This is a genomic window from Psychrobacter sp. AOP7-C1-14, assembly GCF_052376135.1.
Classification (GTDB): domain Bacteria; phylum Pseudomonadota; class Gammaproteobacteria; order Pseudomonadales; family Moraxellaceae; genus Psychrobacter.
Genome location: NZ_JBQSVH010000010.1, coordinates 55,596 through 81,485, shown reverse-complemented (window position 1 = coordinate 81,485; position 25,890 = coordinate 55,596). Strand labels below are relative to the sequence as shown.

The window sequence follows — 25,890 nt, the reverse complement described above, 5'->3', positions numbered from 1 at the left end:
GCCCTTGTCTAACTACTTATGCTATTTACTACGGTGATTGATTGATATGTCCTCTATCGTCGCTCGTCTGATTCCATCTTGGCTGCGTCAATACCAGCTCACAGCGTTACCGGCTGATCTAGTCGCTGGCATAGTAGTGGGCGTGTTAGTAATACCGCAGAGCCTAGGCTACGCAGTGCTGGCGGGACTTCCACCTGTCTATGGTTTATATGCAGCAATTGTACCTGTACTCGTCTACGCTTGGCTCGGCTCTAGCAACGTACAAGCCGTAGGCCCAGTTGCCATCACCGCCATTATGACAGCCAGTGGTCTACTGCCCTATGCTGAACAAGGATCAGAGCAATATGCACTGATGGCAAGTCTATTGGCATTGATGGTAGGTGCCTTACTGTGGATTGCAGGAAGGTTAAGACTCGGCTGGATCATGCAGTTTATCAGTCGCGGTGTGTCCGCAGGGTTTGTAAGCGGTGCAGCTGTTCTTATATTTGTAAGTCAGCTCAAATATCTAACAGACATTCCGATCGCAGGTAATAGCTTGATTGGGTATTTGTCTACCATACAGCGCTATGCTAGCCAGCTGCACCCACTGACCTTAGCGATTGGTGTGACCGCGTTTGTACTGTTGGCTGCCAATCGCTATGCAAGTGAATGGATATGGCAGTCGTGGCTATCATCGTCGTATGCCAGATGGGCAGAGCGATTGTTTCCGCTTATCTTACTTGGCGTCGCTATCGTACTTAGTATGGCACTGCATTGGAGCGCACATGGTGTCGCGACCATTGGACGTATTCCACAAGGACTGCCTAGCTTTACGTTGCCGCATATTTCAGACCTACAAGAAGCGCTGAAGCTTTTGCCGACTGCAGGATTGATGGCACTGATCGTATTTGTATCGAGCAGTTCCGTTGCCAGTACCTATGCTCGCTTACGCGGTGAGAGCTTTGACGCCAATCGTGAATTGACTGGACTTGGACTGGCCAATCTGTCTGGTGGACTGTTCCAGAGTTTCGCAGTCGCAGGAGGTTTTTCACGTACTGCTATCAATGCCGACTCAGGTGCTAAGACACCACTTGCCAGTTTCGTCACCGTACTGGTGATGATTGCCGCACTAATAGCCTTTAGCAGTGCGCTTGCTCCACTACCCTATGCATTGTTAGGTGCAACTATCATGGCCTCTATTATCGGGTTGATAGATATTGCGACCTTAAAGTCTGCATGGCAGCGTGATCGCTTAGATGGCGCTAGCTTTTTGGCAGCGTTTGTCGGTGTGCTTATATTTGGGCTAAATACTGGTCTGGTCATTGGTCTGATGGTGTCATTCGCCAGTCTTATTTGGCAGTCGAGTAAGCCACACGTGGCTATCGTTGGGCAGTTGGATGGCACAGGGCATTTTCGAAATATCAATCGCCATGATGTAGTGACTTTTGATAATTTATTAATGTTGCGTATCGATGAGAGTTTGTTTTTTGGTAATAGTGAATCTGTACATCGACGCATCCTCAATGCCATGCAGCAGTACCCTAATGCCAATGAAATCATACTAATTATGGCCGCCGTCAATCACATAGATCTGACCGCTCAAGAAATGCTTTGCACTTTAAATCACGAGTTAGCGCTACAGAACAAGCGCTTACATTTTAGCTTTATCAAAGGTCCTGTGATGGACATCATTGGTCACACTTCATTAATTAGCGAGCTATCAGGGCAAGTCTATCTAAGTACTTTAGATGCTGTCGATGCGTTAAAGTAATCCATAGTTTGACCACAACAGAATCGCCATAATACTAGTTTTTTCTCGCCCTCAATTACTATTGTCATCTACAACGCAATATCGCTATGATAGCGCCTGTGTTATGCTAGACCTATTGAATAGGGAATCAATTGGCCTAGAAATCGGCCTCAAAAATACTGATTTATAGTCCTTTGATGCCCTTTGCCAAACCTTCAAGAATAAATATATATTAACAGATATAACTGAACCTATTTTATGACCGATAATTTAACGATTTACAAGCAAATATACCCAAGCCAATGCGTTAAGATTGCCGAGCTTGGCTATCGCTCAGTGCTTAATGTTCGCCCCGATGCTGAAATAGAAACACAGCCTAATAGCTGCGATTTGGCGACTGCCACCGAAAAGGCAAACCTAGCGTATCAATATCTGCCATTTGATGATGAACGTCTAAGTATGCTGACAGTCGAGCAGTTTGCCGATTTCTATCATTCAATGCCCAAGCCTATATTAATGTTTTGCGGTACTGGTGCACGCGCCAAACTGCTATACCAAAGTGCATTGATGCAAGGCCTGTTATAACAACTATAGCTCGAACTAACACATTTTATAAAACCAACAACACCAATAAAAAAGGAGCTCTTATGAGCCATGAAGTTAGCTTTACCGGACAAATCACGCCTGACCAAGTGCCTATGATTGCCGAAAATGGTTTCAAAACCATTATCAATAACCGTCCTGATGGTGAAGAGCCAAATCAGCCAACCAGTGCTGAAATCGAAGCAGCCGCTAAAGAAGCTGGGCTTGCTTATAAAGAGATCTCTTTTGCAGGTAACGAGCTAAATCAAACTCACGTCGAAACGTTTGCAGATTTCTTTAATCAAGCTGAACAGCCAATGTTAATTTTTTGCCGTACAGGCAACCGCTCAAACGGCATCTATGAAGCAGCCAAGCAGATGGATTTGTTAGATGACTAGTTCAGCATAAACTGACTAAACATTTAAAGTATTTAAAATATTTAGCCCACAAAATCTTGTGGGCTTTTTACTGCGCTTATTATCAAGCTCAAAGTTTGATTAGATGTAAATAGCTCAATCACTGTCCAATAGTCTCTCAAAAATCTCAATAGTCACGACAAATGGGTTACTAAGCGAGCGTAATACCGCTATTATCATTTGATATGCTTACCCTAATTCAATGGTTGAAACACTTAGTTAACTAGACGATTAAATACCTAAACACATGGAATGTAAGCAGCTACTTCAAAAGTGCCCCGCTGCTATTTACTTTCAAAACGCCATTTTTTTATGGCATTTTAGTTTTACAAGGAATGTTTGATGAATAATACCGCGCTAGCATTACTGCCACTAGCACTTGCCTACATCATGTTCACCCTAGGCGCAGGACTAAAACCTAGTGATTTTAAAATTATTGCCAAATATCCCAAAGCGTTCTTTGTCGGCTTAATCAATCAAGTTGTGCTAGTACCATTGGTTGCGCTTGCAGTCGTGCTAGTGGCGGCTCCGCCACCACCGATTGCTTTTGGAATTATGCTAATCAGTTTTTGTCCAGGCGGCGTCACGAGCAATATGTTGACCTATTACGCCAAAGGAAATGTCGCGCTTTCTATCGCATTGACAGGTGTGGTCAGCATATTATCAGTAGTTACATTGCCTATCTTAATTACATTGGCTTTCGATCATTTTATGAAAGATCAGGCAAACTCTATTAGTGCCATAAATATTGGCCTAGTCATGTTCTTATTGACCACATTGCCCGTGTCTCTTGGTATGCTTGCTCGCCATAAATTTACTAACTTTATGGTGCGTCGTAGCAGTCTTTTGAACGGATTGGCTAGCATATTTTTCGTCTTGATTGTCTTTGCTGCTATTGCCTCTAACTGGCAATTATTACAATCACAGTTCACTCAAATTGGTCTAGAGCTTATCTTTATCATTGCTATTCTGTTCGCTATTAGCATCTTGACTTCTAGAGTTCTAAAACTCAGCTGGTTTGACACCAAAACCATCTCAATAGAAACCAGTATTCAAAATAGCACGACGGCTATTACCTTAGCTCCTATCATTATGGGCGTGAGCACACTACCCGTTATTGCGCTACCTGCGGCTGTATATGGTGTGCTGATGTATGTTGTTGCGCTACCCGTTATCTTTTTGATCAAAAACAAAAACTGATTATAGTAAGTATGAGAAATAAAAAGCGCCCATCCAGTATCTGGACAGGCGCTTTTTTGAAGTACGATTTCTTTGATAAGAAATGAAGTGTATGCGTTCTACTGTTTTTGGTCTAATGCTTCTTTTACCGCTTTTTTACCCCATGCACTCAGATCAAGATCCAGCCTTTCATACTCTTGTGCATCAAATAACGGCTCCTTAACCCCTGACTTTAATTGGCTTGCAAAATCGTCCAATAGACGTTTGGCCCGCGGAAATAACATCATCAAGGCCAATAAGTTTGCTAATGCTAGCACGCCCATTAACGGATCGGCGAAGAAGAATACCGTAGTAGCTGCAGGAGCTACTGCGCCTAAAAATAATACCGCAATCACCACAATACGTAATATCAAGGTCGCCATTTTAATATTCTTTTTGACCAAAAAGTTGATTGCATTTTCACCCATATAATAGTTATACATGATAGAGCTCAAGGCAAATAGCAATATCGATATGGTCAAGATATACTGCGCCCAATCCCCAAGCTGGGTCGTTAGCGCTTGCTGGGCCAGTACAATACCATCGACTTCGGCACCTGGTTGGTACACACCACTAAGTAAAATCATAAATGCTGTGGCACTACATACGATCATCGTATCGATAAACACAGATAATGACTGCGAGATACCCTGACTAACAGGATGAGTGGCGTAAGCGGTGGCGGCAACATTCGGTGCAGAGCCCAGACCTGCTTCATTAGAAAACAAACCACGTTTCATACCTTGCTCAATCGCCACACCAATACCACCGCCCACGACAGATTCAATACCAAAAGCATTTTTAACAATCATCACTACTAACGCAGGCAATTCTGTGAAGTTAAACGCGATAACCATAAGCGCCATGCCGATATAGATTAACGCCATAACAGGAATGAAAACGTCGGCTACTTTGGCAATACGCTGAATACCACCAAAGACAATAAACCCACCGGCAATCACCAGTACCAGACCCGATATCCAGCGATCAATCCCAAAACTTTCGAGAGCAGAGCCTGCTACCGTATTGCCTTGGAACGCCACAAAGCCGATGGAAAAAGACAATAGTAGAGAAATAGCATAAATAACAGCAAGCCAGCGATAGTCTTTACCTAAGCCATGTAAAATATAGGTCGCAGGCCCGCCACGAAAATTACCTTCGGCATCTCTACGCTTGTAAAGCTGGGCCAAGCTACACTCAACAATGCTCGTCATCATCCCAATTAAGGCCACAACCCACATCCAAAATACGGCACCTGGACCCCCTAGAGAGATTGCAACAGCAACACCAGCAATGTTACCACCGCCAACACGTCCACCGATAGAAACGAGCAAAGCCTGACGCGCAGAAATTCCGTCGTCTCCTACCTCATCTGTCTTAAATACACGAAACATACGTTTGAAGTATCTAAACTGCGCAAACTTGCCCACAATGGTAAATAACAGACCGAAAATAATCAGCATAGGGATGAGTGCCCAGCCCCAAGTCAGATCTCCAACTTGAGCGAAAAAAGCTTCAATATATTCCACGCCGATTTTCCTTATAGTTCATGATGCTAAGATAGATTTTATTGAACTCATTATTGCACCAACAACATGAATTTGTAATTCAAATTACGACTATGTAAAGTAGATACTGGTATTTCCTAAGAAAAATCTCTTTATTGGTTCAGGTAAATATCTACTTTCTAAATATTAGAACTTATTCTGTCGAGAAGTATTTATACGGTGGCATAAAAAAACCACCTCAGCCGAGGTGGTTCTTGATATTTAAACTAATAACTTACTGCATGACTAGATATTCAAACGCTGACAACGCCGCTTTACTGCCCTCACCCATCGCAATGTTAATCTGCTTAAATGGAACAGTGGTTACATCACCACAAGCAAAGATACCTTTACGATCTGTACGGCAGCGCTCATCGATTTCAATCTCACCGAAGCGATTTAGATCAACGAAGCCTTTGATAAATCCAGTGTTTGGCACTAAACCAATCTGTACAAACACCCCTGACAAGTCACGCTCATGAGTCTCACCTGTGCTGCGATCTTGATAGACAATAGAAGATACTTTACCATCAGTCGCTTTGATTTCTTGCGTCGCTGCACCGGTAACGAACTCGATGTTGGCTTTTTCTTTGGCTTTATTAATAAGCACTTGGTCAGCTTTTAGCTCATCAGCGAACTCTAATACAGTAACATGATTGACGATACCTGCTAAATCTAATGCAGCCTCAACGCCTGAGTTACCACCGCCGATAACTGAGATGTCTTTACCTTTAAAGAACGGGCCATCACAATGTGCACAGAACGCCACGCCTTTACCGATATTCTCTTCTTCGCCTGGTACACCAAGCTTTCTCCACTGAGCACCTGTCGCCAAGATAATACTACGAGTTTCGAACTTCTCACCAGTATTTAGGTGGATACTATAGTTCTCTTCTTCAGTCTCTTCGATATCTTTAACGCTCACATGCTCTTTCAGTGTGATGCTATATTCAGACACATGCTTAACAAAGTTAGCCGACAGATCTGTACCATTGGTTAGTGGCACTGAGATCAAGTTTTCGATATCTTGCGTGTCTTTTACCTGCCCACCAATACGATCAGCGACCATTGTGACCTTTAGGCCTTTACGCGCTGTATAAATGGCAGCAGCCACACCTGCAGGGCCAGCACCAATAATAGTGACGTCTTGTTGCTCTAATTGCTCATCATCGTCCTCTACTTCTGATAAGAGGTCTGGAAACTGCTCTTGTAATTTTCCAATCAGTTTAGCAGTGTCAATTAGGCCGTTTGCAAATGGCTTACCGTTCAAAAATACTGCTGGTACCCCTTGGATTTTGTTCGCTTCTACTTGCTCTTGAAACAAAGCACCGTCGATCATCTCATTGCTAATACCATCGTTTAATAGCGCGAATTGGTTCAACGCTTGAACGACTTCTGGACAGCTGTGGCACGACAATGACACATAGGTCTGGAACTGTAGTGGCTTGTTGAAACGCTTAACCAGCTTTTGAATGCCTTCATCTAATTTTAACGTATGACCACCTGCCTGCAAAATCGCCAAAATCAATGAAGTAAACTCATGACCACCTGGGATACCGCTAAATACGATGCCTGTATCTTTTGATGCGCCATCGATGTGACTGACTACTTTAAAGCTGATTGCGCTAGGCAAGCTGTCATCAGTTGCTTCTGCATCGAAATTGATTTTGTCTGTTGTTCCAGCAATCTTGGTCAAAAAATCGACCAACTCTGCACGCTTTGTGTGCGTTCCATTACCCAATACGAAAGTAATAGGACGTGTCATGTTTTCGCTGTAGCTCTTAACGGCATCTAATAAATTTTGGTCTATCATGTTTGTTCCTCATTATGACTAAATATGTAACGGTAGCTGTCATGCTACGCGTATAAATATGGAATAGTTGGTGTTAATAATTTTGTATAAAAGATTATATATAGTGGGCTCTTGCCCTTTGATGTGTCTATTATCAAGCGTTTAGCTAACTTCAGCAAGCTGAGAAACTCAAACCTTATGTTTTATAAAACCAATCATAAATAAATATATTAAATTAAATTCAAATCAATGAGGATATAATAGCCATAGAACTGGAGCGAATTATTCGCTACAATCAAATCAAGTCGATATAAATATCAACCATTCATCGCGTATTTCGTGAACATATGGACTTAGCAATTTAGTATTGATTGATGTCTCAAAATCTTAAAAAACCTTAACCATAACGTACGACTGTTTACAAACAGTTCTGTACTTGATATCAAGGATGACCAGATGAGAAAGACTGACACATTGCAAGATAATAAAGAAGTTATCGCTGAACTTAAGCAAAAAGACAGCCACTTTGCCAGTATTTTTGATGAGCATACACAACTAGATCAGCAAATTAATCGTCTTGAAAAAGACCCAATAAAGCATGCCAGTCGTGAAGAAGAAATCGAACAAATGAAACGACGAAAGCTGCAGCTTAAAGACGAGATTTATAAAATCATTGATAAAAACAAAGCCCAGTCTCATGCTTAATATTGCGTCTACGCTTAGAGATATGCTCAAAAAATAATACTAACGATACCTATGCTTAAGACGTAAAAAGACCCCATTAACATAAGTTAATGGGGTCTTTTTTTGTAGCATTGATTTGAACCAAATGTTTAAGATACAACGCTACTTTTATCTAAGTACAAAGTACCTACTTAGATTTTACCAACTAGGTCAAGACTTGGCTTCAATGTGTCGCCGCCTTGTTCCCAAGCTGCTGGGCAAACTTCGCCATCGTTTTCACGAACGTACTGTGCTGCTTTTACTTTGCGTAACATATCTTTTGCACTACGGCCGATACCGCCAGCATGGATTTCAGCTACTTGGATCAAACCATCAGGATCTACTAGGAAAGTACCACGCTCAGCCAAACCTGCTTCTTCAATCATGACGTTAAAGCCACGAGTGATTTTACCAGTAGGATCGCCGATCATTGGGTATTGTACTTTACCGATAGCTTCTGAAGAGTCGTGCCATGCTTTGTGCGTGAAATGCGTGTCAGTAGATACTGAATATACTTCAACACCAAGGCCTTTTAGCTCGTCATAATGAGCAGCCATGTCTTCTAGCTCAGTTGGGCAAACAAACGTGAAATCAGCTGGGTAAAATAGGAAGATTGCCCAGTTGCCTTTTACGTCTTCTGAAGTAATGGTTTTGAACTCACCGTTTACGTATGCATCTGCTGAAAATTCTGGGATTTCTTGATTGATGATAGACGCCATGATTGGCTCCTCTATAGTTAATTAAATTAAAAATTATTTATATGGTTTTTCAATTAGCCCGCTAGCTCTCTGGGCTACCTGATAAACTATACGCGAATTCTATGGTTAATCTAGTTAAAAGTTTTTAATGTGATGTTTTGTTTTATTAAACTTGTTAAACTATTATCTCTACATTTTATCATTGGTGCTTAATTGGTAATTTGCTACCTTATAAAGGTTGAGCAAACATAATAAATTGCATTAAAAACCCACCAAAAGAGAGGTTTTATGATTACTTTACGACAACTTGAGTTTGCCCTAGCCGTAGCCAAACATCGTCATTTTAAACGCGCTGCTGAAGATTGTAATATCTCGCAGTCTGCATTGAGTTTAGGTATCGCAGAGTTAGAAAAACAGCTAGATACTCAGATTTTTGAGCGCAACAATAAACAGGTACTCATCACCCCTATCGGTCAAGACATTCTCACACGGGCGCAGCGAGTGTTTTCTGAGGTGAGCGATTTGACCACACGTGCCCATAGCCATCAGACACCGCTCGCCTATCCTATGACTGTCGGTATCATTCCGACAATTGCGCCTTACTTGCTGCCAAAAGTACTGCCTGCACTGCGTGCTCAATATCCAGAGTTCCGCATGACCATTGTCGAACAACAAACAGAGCGTTTGCTTGAGCAAGTCCGCTATGGTCATATCGATACGGCTATCATTGCGCTGCCGTATGCGGTAGATGGGCTTCATAGTTTTGAGTTTTGGAGTGAAGATTTCTTTGCTGTATTTCCAAAAGATGATGTACATGCCAAACTTGATACCATCAATGCTGACGAATTGGCGACGGCCAACCTGATGTTGCTTGGTGAAGGGCACTGTCTAACCGACCAAACGCTGTCTGTCTGTCATTTTGACCGTACACAGATGAAATCAAGCTTTTCAGATGCCAGCTTAAATACTCTAATTCAAATGGCACTGGCCAACATGGGGACAACCCTAGTTCCTGAAATGGCGCTTGATCAGCTACATCTGCAAAACCAAAATGCTGTCGCTGTTCCTTTGGCTGAAGAAGGTCCGCATCGCCATATTGCCTTTGTCACCCGTTTGAACTATGCACGTGTTGATGATGTTAGCTTGCTTGGTGAGGTGTTTAATAAAGCGTTTAAAGACGCAGTGGCCAACAAAGAATAATTAAACCGTTTTTACCACGATCATAGTGAAAAAATGACGTATGAAAGACAGCTCAAATAGACATGATAGTCTCAACGCACACTTCGCGCAGCAACTGTCAGCTATGACCAGCGATATCTCACCAAAGCAAATAGATAGGCTTTGGCAGGATATCGCTATACGCTATGACGAACCACAACGTGCTTATCATACGCTCGATCATATCGAACAGCTATTGCTACAGTTTGAAGGCATTAAACACCATCTGACTGAGCCACATATTATTGCGTTGGCACTGTACTATCATGATGTGATATACGACCCAACACGCTCCGACAATGAGCTACAAAGCGCAGATTTTGCAACAGATGCTTTGAACCCTTATCTAAGCTCAAAACAGTGCCAACAGATCTATGCTCTCATCATGATGACTGCCAATCATCAGATAGATGCATTGATAGACAGTGACAAATATAATGATGCAGCATATTTGTTAGATATGGACTTAAGTATTTTGGGTGCGCCTTGGTCTACCTATCAGCAGTATGCACACGAAGTACGCCAAGAATACGCACACGTTCCAGATGATAGCTACCGTGATGGGCGCACTGCAGTGTTGAAAGGATTACTAGCACATCCCAAACTCTATCTGACCGACCATTACTATGATAAGATAGAAACGCAAGCTCGTGACAACCTCAAACGCGAGCTTACTTTGCTTGCAGCTTTATAAATAGCTCACTACCCTGCCGTGCTGGATGTGAATTATAGCTAGGCTCCATGATATCAATATCAAAATGACTTTGAAAACGCTGTTGGTACTCTTCTTTGGTACCACCAAATGGTGGCTCTTCCCGTCCAAAATCCGTATCGAATAACAACCCAATCAATTTACCTTGTGGCTTCAACAACCTTGCCATCTGCTGTACGTATTCATCGCGGCGCGATGGATTAATTGCACAGAAAAATGTCTGCTCAAGTATCCAGTCAAATTGATACTGCTCAGCTGATAAACTGAAAAAGTCCGCACAAATTAAATGCTCAGAGGGAAAACTAGGATAGCGCTCTGCAAACGCCTCAATCGGTGCAGGGGCAAAATCAACCAGCGTGACATTGGTAAAGCCTTGCTCATATAGATAGCCCACTTCATAGGCGTTACCTGCACCTGGCACTAGTATCGCCTGACTTTTCGCGCTATCAGGTAATTGGTCAATATAATCTTTGAGCGGTGGTGATACCTGACCCATATCCCAGCCGATGCTGTTTTTCTCATAACGCTGCTGCCAAAACTCAGCTTGATTAACGTTTTCCATATGACATCCCTGTATATAAACCCGTTATTTAAACGACATGATTTGTACCATTATTCCTTATCATATCAGGCTTATTCAAGCGTGTCCTTATTTTAAAAATGATGATAAAAATAGGACTAGGTGCTCTGCATAATGAAACTTGCGCAGACGATATCAAGGTGTTTACTAAGACTACTTAGATAGTTGGATACTCAGATAGTTAGGTGATAGGTTTAATCCAGCTGGCCTGTCTTGCCCGCTAAGACGTTATGCCATTGCAGATAATCTGGCATTGCTGTGGCAACCGTTTGCCAAAACGCACGGCTATGATTGGCATGATGCAAGTGGCACAGCTCATGAACGATTACGTATTCAGTGCACTCGATAGGATAGGCAGGAAGATAGACTGATAACCAAATTCGCTTTGCACGCGTGTTGCAGCTGCCCCAGCGCGTATGCATTTTTTTCAACCGTATCTCATTGGCATAAGCGCCAACGATTGGCTGCCATTTTTCAAATAGTACAGGTGCGACTTCGGAAAGTTGTTGCCGATAATATGTGATTTTTTTATCGAGACTGAGCGTAAATGATTGCTCCACACCCCATAATAAAACTGAGTTAGTAGTAGTTGAAGGGTCGGATGACGCGCTCTGTCTACGTCTATATTGCTCTAATATTTGTGGATGATGTTCAATAGCCCACGGCACTCGCTTAGCCACAGCATGCAATATTTGAGACTTATTGACATGCATCGGTATAGATACCATCAACGTATGAGGCTTTAGGCGAAAATTGATATTTTTAACACGCTTTTTACTAATATGTAAATCGATGCCTGCCTGTGTAAGCTGCTGCCTGACAGTATCTAGATTGGTGTCTAAGCTAATGCTCTACCTCCTTGGCTGACTATTACTATTGTTCTAGTAATAGTCATTGTTGACAGCCACGCCTATTCATCTATCACTCTTATTGAATAAAACGTATCACAACGCTTGTAAATGGTTGTCAAATGACATCATATGCAGTTGAGTGTCTTTGACAATCCGCCTATGACGTCCAACATCGTCTGTATCCAGCTTTACCTCTGGCAAAGCATGTACTCTTAGCGCTGTTAACTGCCCTTGACCATCACTGACTATGAAGCCTGTCGGCTCGGCATGTTTATCAACTTTACTCATTGAAGCAGTAGAATTAGCTAAAACTGAAGCCCCTGCACAATCTGGCAAACTTACATCATCAATCAGCTTGCGAGTATGTAAGTCGTAAATCGCGGCACAGCCACCAATTGGTGTGGTCACACAAAGTAAGTTGCGCTCACTATCAACCGCTACACTAGCGATATACTGGTGGAAGCGTTGCCATTGCTTGTTTGGCATGGTTAAAGACGTGAAGCTGGCATCACCACGTTTGTGAGTCAACACCAGTGGTACATTGATATGTTTTTCACCTTGGAACTGAATACCGATCATCACTGTACCGTCATCGTGCATGGCTAAGTGGCGCACACTCATCTGATTATGTTCGGGAGTTACTTGCTCAAGCAGTGTACCGTCATGACGATTCAAATAGACTAATGATGGTCGCATGGTATCTAGATTGAGCTCTTCACGTGAGGCCTGTTCAGTCTTGATACCACCATTTGCAATGACTAGCGTTTCGCTATCAGGATGCATTATCAGCTCATGCGGGCCAATACCATATGAATCAAATTCTGCTACTTTTTGATAAGCATCATTGGCATCATAGATACCAATTTTTCCTGCCAAACTCACGGTGTCATTCTCAGTGACGTAGAGCAAGCTACCATCTAAACTATAGCAAGCATGACCATAAAAGTGACGGTTTGAGTCAGCTGTGATCGCATGCATTACCTGTCCATTTGATGTATTAAGTACCCAAAACCTTTCACTTGGACGACGACCCATTACGACAACGTCGCGTCTTTGATCCACATTGCTATGCTGAGCTTGATTTTCAAGTACATCTACAGGCTGAACAACGATGTCGTGGACACGCTCAGGCATAGTCGTCTGCCAAACGATTTGTCTGTCGACATCAATACCTACCACACCAAAATCATGCTCATTTTGGCTCGATGAGGTTTGATCTTTTGGCATAGATGCGACGCCACTGACCCAGCTGACTGGTCGCGCTAGCATCGTTGTCGTATGCACAGCACCAAAGTCAGGCGCATCACGTTTGTCATCATCTATCGCATGATAAACCTGCTTCCATGTTACCGCTGCTTGCTCACAAGCATAACGTAAGCGCGAAAGCTTCGGTATTGAATCAGAAGTGCCGCGTAATGCCTGAAACTGTGTACGAATACCGTCAACATAATCTTGCAAACTGGCATCTGGGTGCTGCTGCTTACGATAACGATGATGAATACCGATCAGCGCCGCCGTACCAACTGCTGTCAGCACTGAAGTCGTCAAAAGCTCATGACCTGTTGAACTTATGCCAGCATCATTCAATCTATTCATCTGGTCAGAAGTCTGGACGTCTGGCACGGCTGTACTCGCTTCGATAGTAGACATTGTCTAATCGCCATCAGTGCTGTTAAAGCCTACACGGATGCCAAGTGCTGGGATTAACTGGCGTTTAATCAAACGAGTAACATCAGTCAGATAATCATATAACGCTTGCTGGTCGTCCTTACTAGCCTCTGATAAATCTTCTGGCATTTGTGCTAATAACGTGGTCGTATCAGCAAGTGCAGTCGATAGATTATCCGAAATTTTGTTTTCATCATTGCTGCCAAGAATAGCCGTCAATACAGGGTCAGTCATGGCTTTGTTGATCGTATCTAACTTAGCATTGATGATAGCGCGGCTTTGGCCAGCAGTAGCAGCAGGCAAATGGCCTTTCGCTTTACCCGTCAAACCGAGTGGCTGATCGATAGCATTAGATTTCATGGTCTCAATCAATGACAGTAGAGAATTAAACCACTGGTTCAGCCCTTGATCACTTTCTGCTGTTTGATCGATTGCCAATAAATCGGTCGCATTTTGCTGCCAGTTTGTCTCGATGTCTTTTAGACGCGTGCTCAACGCACTACTGGCACTAATGACGTAAGCACACTGACCAGCGTCTAAACTGTCATTGGCAAACAAAGCTTCTTCCAACCCTGGAACACCCTGTACGATAGCACTCTCGTTAGCAAGCTGCTCTGGTGTTAGTTTTGGGTTAGCAGCGATTAAATCAGCCACGCCACTATGTACGAGTCCGCGCTCGTCAGGGTAGTAGTTAATGTATAAATTGCTCATGCTAGCCGTCGCAGGACCAAAGTTAATCATCTCAGCACTCGACCAAGCTTGTGCCAATACCAGCCACTGCGCACGTAATTCTTGTAGTTCATCACCACTAACTGGAGCTTGTGTACAGTGCTGCTGCGCCAATTCATTCAAGAGATCGCTTTGCTTTGCTGCATCGGCATACGCAGGAATCACAATATCGTCTGCCACATGTGTCAAGTAGGTTTCCGCAGTCTCAGGACTGATATCTACCGCAACAATTTGCTCCGTGCTTTCTTCGTTACCTTTTGCTGAACTGTCAGTAACTGCACTATCTTGCACAACTTCTTGGCTATCTACATCTGTAGCTTGGTTGTCATCGGCAGGTTTGACACAACTGATCAGCAGTCCAGCACTCAATGCAGATAGCGCCATTGCCAAAGCGTGGTTTATTTTCATAGGTTTCTCGGTAATGTTATAAATAATAATGTATAGCGTTTTACATTGACTATATTATAGCGACTTTAAGAACGCATTGAGCTCCGCGCGACCTTGCTTGTCTAACTCCAATACTTGTTGCTTTTGATTTTCTGCTTCCCCGCCATGCCATAAAACCGCTTCCATCAACGTACGGGCACGACCATCATGCAAAAACGTTGCTTGAGAATCCACAGTTTGAGCAAGTCCTACGCCCCAAAGTGCTGGCGTACGCCACTCATAAGAGTTGGCTAAAAATTCAACTTGGGCGTCTTTTGGCGGTAGCTTGCCAGCAATCGTACGATCAGCGAGATCATCGCCCATATCGTGTAATAACAAATCTGTGTAAGGATAAATTACTTGGCCATGCTGCTCAAGATGATCATCGTCGGTTTTTGGCAACTGATATCTTGGTGTATGGCAACTTTGACAGCCCATGTCATAAAAACGCTTTTTGCCAGCCAGCACGAGCGTATCATCTGCATTACGGCGATGAGGCACCGCTAGATTGCGGGTGTAAAACTCTACAAATTTAGCAACCTCGTCGTTAACTTCAACAGGTGATTTACCATTACCTTGTTCATCCGCACCAGTTGCTGCATTTAGACAAGCGGTCTGCGTTGGCATACAGGATTCGTTAGGACGGATGTTGGATGTTAGACCCATATCTTCATTAAATGCACTTTGGTTTTGGGTAATCAGCTTGGTTTGACCAGCTTTCCAACCAAATCGGCCGAGCGTACGTTCGCCCGTTTGCGGATCCATCACCCAGTTAAATTTACCACTGATATCGCTATCATTACCATCGCTGGCTTGTTTTTTAATGTCATCGTCAGGTATTTGCTCTAATAGCCCAAGCCCAATCATCGGTAGCGCCACACGCGGCGATACCATCATGTTATCGTCAAAAGCGCCATAGCCAGGTTTGGTCAGATTAAATGTTGGCGCACGTAACGTCTCAACATACCCGTCAGCAAAGGTAACTGGTTTGTCTGTCCACTGCACCGCAATTCTCGCTTCAGCAGGCACACCTTGAATACCGCGGTCTTGTAACTGTCCACCATACATAGGATGAGCCACCTTTTCAATCAGTGAGTCCTTTAGCTGCTGACGCTGCTCATCGGTGGTCGCTGGCATAGACAGACGAATCAATAAGCTATCGGCATCGTCATCGGCAGTCATCGGCGCATGACCTCGCCCATCTTTGACATGACAAGACTGGCAAGCTGCCACATTAAATAATGCGCCAAGCCCGTCACGGCTATCAGTACTGGCAGGAGCAACAACCCATGGCTGCTTAAAGAACGCATTACCAATAAAGAACGATCCTTTGCGGGAAGCTGCTAAGTTCGATGAAGGCTTTGAATAGCTTTCAGCACTGCTAATACTAATACCAGAGTCACCGCCCTGTTTGATCTCTTGAGGGTCAAAGCTCACCAACTGCTGCATCGGCACACCCGCCAGTGATTCTATATTTTTGGCGTGTTCAGACGACAACGATTGGCTGTTTTCACTGATACTCTCAGTATTTGAGATCTGATCGGCAGTATCATCAGAAACATTGTCAGTAGCGTCGTCAGAGGCGCTATCGGATGGTTGACACGCACTGATAGCTACTACACTCGCGAGAATTAGAGCAAGCTTAGAGGGTGTATGTCGTAGGGTTTGAGTGGCAGAAGGAGAGTTAGAGGGGTTAACATGATTAACGTTCATAGAAATTAAGTGCCTTAGCGCTAGAGTAGAACCATTAAAGTTTTGTCATACCACCTTATTATATGTCGATGAACAATGATTGCGGAGACATATAATGAAGTGGTACAGAGGCCAATTGGCTTATTTAATGCTCGTAAAAATGCGCTGCCAACGGTGGCTGACAACGCACGTATTATATCTAATCTAAGTATCTAATAAACAGCGATTACTGACCTATCACGACTAATAAAACGTCATAAAGCCAATTAGAGGCTTATAAATAAGCGCCGCTAGCTTAATTTTTTCTTAAAACTGTGATCCTGCATCTGCGTCTAGGTTATCGATTCCAACTGCTTTTGCAGCGTTTTCGATACTGGCAGTCAGCTCTTGTAAGCTAGTGATACCTGCTTCAACCCAACCACGACGAACGTTTTGTTCTTCAGCAGAGATACCTTCTTGGCTTGCTTGACCGACAGTTGCAATCATCTGATCGATCTTGATGCCGTCTTTTTCGCCTTTTTCAACGATAACATCGAACGCGCTTTCTACTTTATCGAATTCAGCAGCCAACTTATCAGCAGCTTCTGTGTGTCCGTTATCCGTCAAATAGTCTTTGATGCCATAACCGCCTACTGTCTTACCAGCGACTGTTGTATAGCTACCATTAAAGACGTTTTGAATACCGCGAGCATTATTGGCATAACTTAGATGCGTCAAATCACTAAAGCATTCGTGCTCATCTTCGGTAGAACCAGTAACGAAAGCAACTTGCATACGCTCAGAAGCAAGCTCACCTAGTGCTAGGCTACCCATTTGATACATAATTTGGCGCAGACCATTGTCATATTTGCGCGCTATCAAATCATTACGTAAAGTATTCTCGGTTTCAGGCTGCCACTGGGCTTCCATCGCGGTTAAGTCATCAACCAATAGTTGAGTTGCAGCGGTTAAGAATTCACCGCGGCGTTCACAGATTCTGGCATCTTCGTTGGCGGTATCACCACTAGTACACTGTCCAGCTTCAGTTGCATAGTCAGTAACTGGGCGATTACCTGCGCCTTCTCTTACGCCATTGTTGTCTTGACCCCACAGCATAAACTCAATGGCATGATAGCCAGTCGTTACGTTGGCTTCGCTACCACCGATTTCATTCATTTCTGCAAGTAGCTCAGGTGTAATCGTACTGGTATCTTGCTCAATACTACCGACAGTAATGCTATCACTATTGATGATATTTTCCTGACTATTATATTCACCTTCATAGTCGTCACCAACATAATCAATCAACGCCTCATCAAGCGGCCAAGCGTTGATCTGACCTTCCCAACTATCGACGCTGTTGATGGAGCGTTCATCATTAGCCGTCACAAAACCTTCATCAAAACGGAAAATCTCAGTTTGAGAATATGGCTGACGCGCCTCTTTATAGGCAGCTTTTGCTGCATCAAGATTTTCTTGTGTTGGAGTAGCTACGTAGGTCTCTACCGCAGTTTGCAGTAATTTGGCTGTGTCCAACGAGTCTTTATAAGCAGCATGTGCCATGTTTGCATAACTGATAACCAGTCTATCAATATGTGCTTTTTCGGCAGCTGTCATATCTGTATTATCAGCCGTCTCTGTGTTTGCTACTTCTGTTTGCGTCTCTGTCGCTGCAACGGTGTCTTCATCGGCTTGCTTTGTACAACCCGACACCATTAACACTCCTGCAAGTGCAACAGCTAAGGTAGTTGGTATAAGCTTACGGCTTGTTACGGTAGAAATCGTCATACATATCCTCAAAAATATAGCAAAAAATTCGTTTTGGTTAAGTAGCCTCAATTATCTTGATAATTAAGCCATGTTACAGCAGGCTATCTCAGCGATGCACGTTGAGTCACAGTGCACATGATAAGGCTTTCAGTATTGTATCAATAGCAAACATTGATAAATTATAGTGTTATTGATAATCATTATCAATATTTAATTTAATATTAACCATATCTATGCATAGCAATTGTTTTAGCCGTATTAAAAACACAAAAAAAGAGCCAGCATAATGCTGACTCTTTTTTGAAAATATGTACTCAAATATTTAGTACGTACTTAATAGATATATATAACTATTGATTAGTTTACGCTCTGTGGTGCATTAACTGTTAGCTCAACGCGGCGGTTCTGCTGGCGACCATAATCAGTGCTGTTATCTGCAACAGGACGTGACTCACCATAAGCCACAACGTTGATGCGGTTTGAAGCAACACCGCGAGCCGTTAGATAGTTTGCGACTGAATAAGCACGATCACGTGATAGACCCATGTTGTAAGATGCTGAACCTTGACTATCAGTATGACCTGCAATAGTGATCGTGTTTTGGTTGTACTGGTTCATAGTAGTAGCAAGCTTATCAAGTGTAGGCTTGAAAGATGAGTTTAGCGTTGCGTTATCAAAAGAGAACGTGATGCTACCTGGCATTACTAGATCAATGTTACCTGTCGACGGATTTTGTTCAACAGTTACACCAGTACCAGCCATTTGCTGCTCAAGCTGCTTAGCTTGACGATCCATATAGTAACCAACACCAGCACCTAATGCTGCGCCAATTGCAGCATCACGACCAGTCTCGTCACCACCAGTAGCCTTAGAGATAGCTGCGCCACCAAGTGCACCAGCTAGACCGCCGAGCGTTGTTTTATTTAAACTCTGTTGCCCTGTATTTGGATCAGTAACACAACCACTAAGGGCTAAACCTGATGCAACTGCTGCGACCATTAAAGTATTACGCATAATATTTCCTCTTAAGTTTAAAAATTGTGCTTTTTACAAAGATTGTCCATTAATCTTCTAATTGCTTATCGCTATCATTATGCCAACTACGCTCTAAATATGTGTAATATTTTGTCACACCTATGTATGAGAAGTGCAGGTTATATTGCTAACATCCTAATATCCGAATTTTAACCTCTGACGACCATCTCCCTTTTGCTACTACGAGTCAGCTTTATAACCTTACACAGCAACTGGTTTCTGCTAAAATTATGTAGCTAAACTTGCCATTGTTGAACATAAACAACCTTCGCATTTACATTATATTGTTACTAGCCTATTCATTTTAAGCTGCAACATCACATTTACTGGAAGCTAAACAAACAGTTGTTTGACGATTTTGATAAACAACCGTTCTAACAAAGTTAAGATAAACAAATGATCGCGATACTTCAAGTAAGGTTAGCTTTATTACTATTTCATAGTGGGTTGGCATATTAGCTTCAGCGATATATGACTTATTATTAATCAGACACACTGAGAAGGACTGAGCATGCGCTTGACATCTACCATTCGAAAACTACATAAACGTTCGCCTAAGTTGGGCAGAGCTGTTTCGTTTGCAACAGCCACTGGTGTCATCGCCGCCAATAGCTTCGGCGGTAGTATTCCTTTATGGCTGATGGGTGTCGGCAAAGTGATTACTGGCGCCTCGATTGCGGACAAAGCTGTCATCAAAATTGCTACTCATTGGATCAGTAGCAACAGTGCTTTAATAGATAATATACTGCCTCGCAAAGATTGGCGTATCAACCTACCAGATGACATTCATACCGATGGTAAGTACCTACTGGTGAGCAACCACCAATCATGGGTCGATACCAGCATCGTGCAATATATTGGCGAAAAACGCTTGCCACTCACGCGATTTTTTACCAAGTTTGAGCTGATTTACATCCCTATCGTTGGTCAAGCTTTTTACTTTTTAGACTTTCCAATGATGCGCCGACATTCAAAAGAAGCCATCGCTAAAAACCCTGCGCTGAAAGGTAAAGACATCGAAGAAGCCAAACGTGCCTGTGCGCTGCTAAAAGACAAACCTTTCACTTTATTAAACTATTTAGAAGGTACTCGTTTCACCAAAGCCAAGCAAGCTCAGCAAAATTCACCTTATACGCATTTATTGAAACCTCGGGCAGGCGGTTTATCATTGGCTATCAGCGCATTAGGTGAAGATATCGATGGCATACTAGACATGACAATCGTATACCCTGACGGTGTGCCAAGCTATGGAGATCTTTGGAAAGGCAATATCAAACGCTTGGGCGTTGACTTGCGCTATATCGACATACCAGATGCCTTGTTCGAAAGCATCAAACAAGGTGGCTACGAAAATGACGAGGACACAAAAGCACAAATGTTCGACTGGGTTGAGCAAGTATGGCGCCAAAAAGATGAACGCATTAGCACTATGTTGGCAGGTTTTGAAACAAACCCTAAAACACAAGCTGCTTAACGACGATTATCAATACTAAGCTAGTCAGCAATGCCAAACTGGCTTATCGTTAAGTCTGGTCAAATACCAAGTACAGTCTATACAAGCATACTAAGTAAAAATATAGATACAACAAACATTGATGTAATAAACACCAATAACGAAATAAAAAGTTGTTGGGGAACAAAGCTACGGGTACGAGTATCACCATACACATATCTTACTTATGATATTTACTCTTAAAATAGTAAGTCACCATAAGTAATTTTTAGTCGAATACGGGTTGTTTTTTAGCCTTATTCATTGATAATGTGACTAGTCATAAACTCATAGATTTTCGATGTCTACGCTAAGTATAAATGGCAGTAAATATCGATTTCTTACCCATTCTTTGTGTCATTTATTACTTATAAGGTATGACTGTGTCCACCTCTACTACTAGCTCGCCGTTAGCTACCGAACCTGTTTCGAGTCAGCCTCTTTATTCACCAAGTGATGAGCCACCAAAACACAACCATCCAAAGCCAAGTCGCCTTAAGCTCACTTATGATATCGTCATGATTATTGCCATCAGTATTGATCTACTGTTGATCAGTATCGATGCTATTTTGATGAGCAATTTCAGTAGTAATGCTGCAGAATGGCTAACTGTCAGTGAAGCGCTTAATTGGTATCAGACAACGCTACATGATCCTCTACGCACTGCTGGAGGATTTTTTACCATCTTTCTGGTCGTCGAGTTGTTGCTGCGTTGGGCGATTACCATCAAACAAAAAGTCTATTATCGCTGGTTCTTTTTCCCCTTCGTTCATTGGTACGAAGTATTGGGCTGTTTCCCGCAGCTACGTGCTTTGCGACTGCTTCGAGCAGTCGTTATTGGCAGACGTCTATATCAGATGGGTTACCAAGTTCTGCCGCAAGCATGGATCAATCGAATCAAATTCTACATTGACCTACTGCTAGAAGAGCTATCCGATCGCGTTATTCTGACGGCGATACAAAACTTTCGACAAGAACTAACCAGTTCAGATACTCATAAATCATTCATCGAGTCGACGATTGCAAAAAACCGCAATGAGATTGAAACAGCGGTATTGTCTGTACTACGCACAGATCTTGCACCAAAGTTGCAAGAACTCACAGCCTCATCAGGTGGTGGCAGTATGTTGGCTAGTGAGATGGGCAATGCGATTGAAGAAGGCTTGGCAAACACACCTGAGTTGCGCCGCTATCTACGCATGATCCCTATCGCGGGCAGCCTGATTGAATCACAGCTACACCATGTCGGGCATAATATCGGTGAGAACGTCGTCAATGCGTTGAACAAACGACTCTTAGACCCTAAGCGCTTAGATATAATGATGATAGAAATTGCTAGCGGTATTGCGCAAATAGATACCAATAATACAGCGCTAGATGCTTTGATTTCTAGTATCATTGAGGACAGTTTGTCTGCGTTTGAAGCGCAAGTAAAAGTGCAGCAATGGAAACACCAAGATATGCTAAATCTATAGTTTAGATATCCGATAGCACGATGCAATAAGAGACATAATACCGTGACAGAATTATTTTTAAGGGTTTGTATATGACAGTTTCAGCTAACGATAACCAGACTGCACCAGCACTAGCTTTCTATGGCAAAATGCTGACGTTTTCACGCGTACAGTTTAGTACAAACGATTTAGCAGTTATAGAGGCTCAGCTAACTGAAACGCTCAGCAATAAATCGAGTAATATCCCTATCCTTATTGATAGTGACGTTGAGCAGGATTTATCAGCATTGGTAGAGCTATTATGGGCATGGGGATTGCAGCCTATTGGCGTGGTGACAGGTATGCTTGATGCGCAAGCACGTGAGCAGCGCTTGGCGATATTTCCAGCCGATGGTAAACGTATCGAACGCATATTACCAAGCAAAAAGCCCCCTACCCAACAAGCAGAAGAAAACAATAATGCCGAAGCAGTTGATGCTAACAGCGACGATAGCACCTCTACCACAAGCGAACCTGCTACTGAAACGACACTGTCTAGTATGCCCACTGAGACATTGGTGAGTACTCAGCATATTACCAGCTTAATCTATGATCAAATGCTACGTTCAGGACAAAGCCTCAATCATGTTGGCGGCGACTTAATTTTGACCAACAGTATTAATAGCGGTGCTGAAGCTATTACTGACAATAGCTTACATGTATATGGCCGTGCACAAGGGCGCTTGGTTGCAGGCGCAACAGGTGATAAAGATGCCCGTATATTCTGCCAAGTTTTCAATCCTTCACTGGTATCAGTAGCAGGAACATACTGCTTACGAGACAACTTACCTGAACATGTCATCGACAAATCTGTACAAGTAAAATTTGTAGAAGGCGAAGGCTTAGTATTCACGGTAATGGACGAAACTTAAGACGCTATTAAAAATAATACACGTTGAAGTGACTTTACAGAAAACTAAGGTAGTTAAGCTGACCTATTCATTTAGCCAAAAAGTATGATTATGACTCTACAAATGCCACGTAGAGAGGCTAATTGAGCGATAAATAGGTTGTTTTTCCGCTTTAGTATCGAGCTGCTATAAATTTTTATTTATTTATGCTAGGCTAGCTTCGAAGATAGTATATATATACTAGATAAATAACATGTAGTTTTGCTATTTATTATATAAAAGATATCCCATTGATTCATAGGAGTGTGCCATTGTGGCGAAGATAGTTGTAATCACTTCAGGTAAAGGCGGTGTGGGTAAAACCACGACAAGCGCTTCTTTTGCCGCTGGTTTGGCGTTACGTGGCTATAAAACGGTTGTTATCGACTTTGATGTAGGTCTACGTAATCTAGACTTGATCATGGGTTGCGAAAATAGAATCGTTTATGATTTCGTTGACGTTATCACTGGAAACGCGCGTTTGTCGCAAGCACTTGTCAAAGATAAGCAACTTGAAAACCTATATATACTACCAGCCAGTCAGACGCGTGATAAAGACGCTCTGACAGACGAAGGGGTATCAGAGGTCATGGCTGAACTCTCTAAGCAGTTTGACTACATCATTTGCGACTCACCTGCCGGTATCGAGCGCGGTGCACAGCTAGCGATGTATCATGCTGATGAAGCAATTATTGTTACCAATCCTGAGATTTCTTCAGTACGTGACTCAGATAGAATCATCGGTATCTTACAAAGTCAGACAAAAAAAGTAGAAGAAAGCCAAGGCACTGTTCGTGAGCATTTGATTATTACTCGTTATAATCCTGAGCGTGCGGCTGCGAATGAGATGATGGATATTGACACTATCTCTAACGACATTTTAAAAGTTCCACTACTTGGCGTTGTTCCTGAGAGCCATTCAGTGCTTGAAGCGTCTAACCATGGCGAACCAGTTATTCATTATAACGACTCTGTTGCTGGTCAATGTTATGACGACATTGTCGCCCGTTTCTTGGGTGAAGAGCGTCCACTACGTCATATTAATGTGAAGAAAAAAAGTCTACTACAGCGCTGGTTTGGGGGTTAATGATGACTAAGAAAAAAGGATTTTGGAGCAGCCTATTTGGTACTGACGATAACAGTAACGCAGGTAGTGCAAATTTAGCAACTGAACGTTTAAAAGTTATTGTTGCTAGCGAAAACAGATTGAACAATCGCTTAACGGTAGACCGTATCGAAAAAATGAAGCGTGAAATTTTGGAAGTGGTGAACAAATACGTTAACGGTGTACAAATTGATGACGTCAATATCAACCATCGTTCTGAAGACAGCTTAGATGTATTAGAGATGAATATCAATTTGCCTGAGCATCAAAAGTAATCTTCTAATAAAAACCAACCTTCTAACTGTACGTATTTTCATAATGAACAAAAAAAGCCCCAATTTTAATACTTGGGGCTTTTTCATGTTTATCGATTATAAATTATTTCATACGGGCAATGAGATTGTCTTTTTTGACAAACTGATGATACAACGCTGCCGCTATATGCAAGACGGTAAAGCCAATAATCATTGGCCAAATAATCTCAGTATGCAAGTTATTATAAAAACGTGCCAAACTTCTATCTGTGTCAACAAATACTGGAATCTGAAAAATACCAAAGATATCGACCGGTCGTCCGCCATACACTGTCATCAACAAACCGACCAAAGGCATAGCAATCAATATGGCATAAAGCGCAAAATGGGAAAGCTGAGATATTAGCATCTGCCACTTTGGCATAGGCAATGCTGGTGGCGCTTTAGTAAAGACACGATTGATGACACGGGCAATCATCCAAAACAATAAACTTACGCCAAATGCTTTATGAAACCCAATGTACGAATTGCTATCTAGATTTTGATGTAACAATATCATTATCCATGTTACCAATAGCAAGACTGCACTGATCCAATGAAAGATACGGCTGCTAGCTGACCACTTTGATACATTCGAGTTGGCATTATTCATGAGCGACTCTACTACCTCTGTCAGGAATTATCTCTAAACAATTTTATAAGCCCGCTAATAACTATTTAATGGGTAAAATCATTAATATTATTGGCTAACTATTCATAGAATGGAGAATACCTTAAATACAGATAAGAATCTAGCCATCCAAATCAATCAGATGGTGGGCAATTTTATCTAAATCTGGCACTAAATAGACTTCGTCGTCAATCATTACTGTTTGATATAGGTAGGATGAAACATCGTTTTTATCAAAATATGCTTCTCCCTCTCCAACATCAGTACTACTAAACTGTTCAGGTGTCTCTATATCTTTTACTTCAGCAATACGTGCTTGCATCTGGCGTAAATTACCCGCAGTCTGTAGCGCAAAACGGTGCTCAGTCGTATTACCTTCCAAGATAATTATTTTATTTGGTATTTGGTCTTGTAATAACAAATGAAAAACCGCCAAATCTTGCTGTTGCCAGTTGTAACTAGAGACCTGCTGTTGACAATCATCCACACTCAAAATTAGAGTACTTGGAATGATCCAGTCCGGTTGATTAACTGCTGGAACAATGGTGACATCAAGCATGCCGTTGTTGGTAGTCAACAGACTGACAGCTTCAAACGAATGTTTCGAAATTTGTTTCATAC

Annotated in this window: 24 protein-coding genes; 12 read left to right on the top strand and 12 right to left on the bottom strand. The window is 42.5% G+C overall.

Annotated features, from left to right (window positions below; translation table 11 throughout):
* The first annotated feature begins 46 nt into the window (after positions 1 to 46).
* The 4 genes from ACT3QN_RS08560 to ACT3QN_RS08545 all read left to right on the top strand — a co-directional run bounded on the left by ACT3QN_RS08560 (position 47) and on the right by ACT3QN_RS08545 (position 3,927).
* Positions 47 to 1,750: a SulP family inorganic anion transporter gene (locus ACT3QN_RS08560; protein WP_444529172.1), complete on the top strand. Its 1,704-nt coding sequence runs from the start codon at positions 47 to 49 to the stop codon at positions 1,748 to 1,750.
* A gap of 237 nt (positions 1,751 to 1,987) precedes the next feature.
* Positions 1,988 to 2,314 carry a beta-lactamase hydrolase domain-containing protein gene (locus ACT3QN_RS08555; RefSeq protein WP_444523839.1) on the top strand — a complete coding sequence of 109 codons (327 nt, stop codon included), beginning with the start codon at positions 1,988 to 1,990 and terminating at the stop codon, positions 2,312 to 2,314.
* A 62-nt stretch (positions 2,315 to 2,376) separates the two neighbouring features.
* Positions 2,377 to 2,709, top strand: a complete 333-nt coding sequence (locus tag ACT3QN_RS08550; protein WP_057761521.1) for a TIGR01244 family sulfur transferase — start codon at positions 2,377 to 2,379, stop codon at positions 2,707 to 2,709.
* A gap of 360 nt (positions 2,710 to 3,069) precedes the next feature.
* Positions 3,070 to 3,927 carry a bile acid:sodium symporter family protein gene (locus ACT3QN_RS08545; RefSeq protein ID WP_444523838.1) on the top strand — a complete coding sequence of 286 codons (858 nt, stop codon included), beginning with the start codon at positions 3,070 to 3,072 and terminating at the stop codon, positions 3,925 to 3,927.
* A gap of 98 nt (positions 3,928 to 4,025) precedes the next feature.
* Here the strand turns inward: ACT3QN_RS08545 and ACT3QN_RS08540 are convergent, their stop codons facing one another.
* Positions 4,026 to 5,474, bottom strand: a complete 1,449-nt coding sequence (locus tag ACT3QN_RS08540; RefSeq protein ID WP_444523837.1) for an alanine/glycine:cation symporter family protein — start codon at positions 5,472 to 5,474, stop codon at positions 4,026 to 4,028.
* A gap of 253 nt (positions 5,475 to 5,727) precedes the next feature.
* A complete protein-coding gene (gene ahpF, locus ACT3QN_RS08535) occupies positions 5,728 to 7,305 on the bottom strand; it encodes an alkyl hydroperoxide reductase subunit F (protein WP_444523836.1) in 1,578 nt (525 codons plus the stop codon).
* Positions 7,306 to 7,740: 435 nt separating this feature from the next.
* On the opposite strand from ahpF, the gene ACT3QN_RS08530 reads away from it, so the two are divergent.
* A complete protein-coding gene (locus ACT3QN_RS08530) occupies positions 7,741 to 7,989 on the top strand; it encodes a YdcH family protein (protein ID WP_444523835.1) in 249 nt (82 codons plus the stop codon).
* A 170-nt stretch (positions 7,990 to 8,159) separates the two neighbouring features.
* On the opposite strand, the gene ahpC is transcribed toward ACT3QN_RS08530, so the two are convergent.
* Positions 8,160 to 8,726 (bottom strand): alkyl hydroperoxide reductase subunit C, encoded by a 567-nt coding sequence (gene ahpC / locus ACT3QN_RS08525; RefSeq protein ID WP_057761534.1) that lies wholly within the window; start codon positions 8,724 to 8,726, stop codon positions 8,160 to 8,162.
* A gap of 267 nt (positions 8,727 to 8,993) precedes the next feature.
* On the opposite strand from ahpC, the gene ACT3QN_RS08520 reads away from it, so the two are divergent.
* Positions 8,994 to 9,905: a hydrogen peroxide-inducible genes activator gene (locus ACT3QN_RS08520; protein WP_444523834.1), complete on the top strand. Its 912-nt coding sequence runs from the start codon at positions 8,994 to 8,996 to the stop codon at positions 9,903 to 9,905.
* Positions 9,906 to 9,945: 40 nt separating this feature from the next.
* Positions 9,946 to 10,617, top strand: coding sequence for an HD domain-containing protein (locus tag ACT3QN_RS08515; protein ID WP_444523833.1), 672 nt, complete (start codon positions 9,946 to 9,948; stop codon positions 10,615 to 10,617).
* On the opposite strand, the gene ACT3QN_RS08510 is transcribed toward ACT3QN_RS08515, so the two are convergent.
* From ACT3QN_RS08510 to ACT3QN_RS08480, 7 genes are all read right to left on the bottom strand, one after another.
* Positions 10,595 to 11,197, bottom strand: coding sequence for a methyltransferase domain-containing protein (locus tag ACT3QN_RS08510; protein ID WP_444523832.1), 603 nt, complete (start codon positions 11,195 to 11,197; stop codon positions 10,595 to 10,597). The two genes, ACT3QN_RS08515 and ACT3QN_RS08510, sit on opposite strands and share 23 nt — an antisense overlap.
* Before the next feature lie 212 nt (positions 11,198 to 11,409).
* A complete protein-coding gene (locus tag ACT3QN_RS08505) occupies positions 11,410 to 11,943 on the bottom strand; it encodes a M48 family metallopeptidase (protein ID WP_444523848.1) in 534 nt (177 codons plus the stop codon).
* 216 nt (positions 11,944 to 12,159) lie between these two features.
* Positions 12,160 to 13,716, bottom strand: a complete 1,557-nt coding sequence (locus tag ACT3QN_RS08500; RefSeq protein WP_444523831.1) for a DUF1513 domain-containing protein — start codon at positions 13,714 to 13,716, stop codon at positions 12,160 to 12,162.
* 3 nt (positions 13,717 to 13,719) lie between these two features.
* Complete coding sequence (locus tag ACT3QN_RS08495; protein ID WP_444523830.1) at positions 13,720 to 14,871, bottom strand: imelysin family protein; 1,152 nt, start codon at positions 14,869 to 14,871, stop codon at positions 13,720 to 13,722.
* A gap of 54 nt (positions 14,872 to 14,925) precedes the next feature.
* On the bottom strand, positions 14,926 to 16,602 hold the full coding sequence (locus tag ACT3QN_RS08490) for a di-heme oxidoreductase family protein (protein ID WP_444523829.1): 1,677 nt from the start codon (positions 16,600 to 16,602) through the stop codon (positions 14,926 to 14,928).
* Between the two features lie 285 nt (positions 16,603 to 16,887).
* Complete coding sequence (locus tag ACT3QN_RS08485; protein WP_444523828.1) at positions 16,888 to 18,348, bottom strand: imelysin family protein; 1,461 nt, start codon at positions 18,346 to 18,348, stop codon at positions 16,888 to 16,890.
* A 339-nt stretch (positions 18,349 to 18,687) separates the two neighbouring features.
* The gene (locus tag ACT3QN_RS08480; protein ID WP_444520258.1) at positions 18,688 to 19,344 is read right to left on the bottom strand and encodes an OmpA family protein; all 657 of its coding nucleotides are present in this window, start codon (positions 19,342 to 19,344) and stop codon (positions 18,688 to 18,690) included.
* Positions 19,345 to 19,876: 532 nt separating this feature from the next.
* Here ACT3QN_RS08480 and ACT3QN_RS08475 point away from each other — a divergent pair.
* The 5 genes from ACT3QN_RS08475 (at position 19,877) to minE (ending at position 24,620) form a co-directional block, all read left to right on the top strand.
* Positions 19,877 to 20,839 (top strand): acyltransferase, encoded by a 963-nt coding sequence (locus ACT3QN_RS08475; RefSeq protein WP_444523827.1) that lies wholly within the window; start codon positions 19,877 to 19,879, stop codon positions 20,837 to 20,839.
* 401 nt (positions 20,840 to 21,240) lie between these two features.
* Positions 21,241 to 22,332 carry a hypothetical protein gene (locus ACT3QN_RS08470; protein WP_444523882.1) on the top strand — a complete coding sequence of 364 codons (1,092 nt, stop codon included), beginning with the start codon at positions 21,241 to 21,243 and terminating at the stop codon, positions 22,330 to 22,332.
* A gap of 71 nt (positions 22,333 to 22,403) precedes the next feature.
* Positions 22,404 to 23,222 carry a septum site-determining protein MinC gene (gene minC, locus ACT3QN_RS08465; RefSeq protein ID WP_444523883.1) on the top strand — a complete coding sequence of 273 codons (819 nt, stop codon included), beginning with the start codon at positions 22,404 to 22,406 and terminating at the stop codon, positions 23,220 to 23,222.
* Between the two features lie 292 nt (positions 23,223 to 23,514).
* Positions 23,515 to 24,327 (top strand): septum site-determining protein MinD, encoded by an 813-nt coding sequence (gene minD, locus ACT3QN_RS08460; protein WP_444523884.1) that lies wholly within the window; start codon positions 23,515 to 23,517, stop codon positions 24,325 to 24,327.
* A 2-nt stretch (positions 24,328 to 24,329) separates the two neighbouring features.
* A complete protein-coding gene (minE, locus tag ACT3QN_RS08455) occupies positions 24,330 to 24,620 on the top strand; it encodes a cell division topological specificity factor MinE (protein WP_444520357.1) in 291 nt (96 codons plus the stop codon).
* Positions 24,621 to 24,723: 103 nt separating this feature from the next.
* Here the strand turns inward: minE and ACT3QN_RS08450 are convergent, their stop codons facing one another.
* Positions 24,724 to 25,251: a cytochrome b gene (locus ACT3QN_RS08450; protein WP_444523885.1), complete on the bottom strand. Its 528-nt coding sequence runs from the start codon at positions 25,249 to 25,251 to the stop codon at positions 24,724 to 24,726.
* A gap of 139 nt (positions 25,252 to 25,390) precedes the next feature.
* Entirely contained in the window at positions 25,391 to 25,888 is a 498-nt protein-coding gene (locus tag ACT3QN_RS08445) for a hypothetical protein (protein WP_444523886.1), read from the bottom strand.
* Positions 25,889 to 25,890 lie beyond the last annotated feature (2 nt).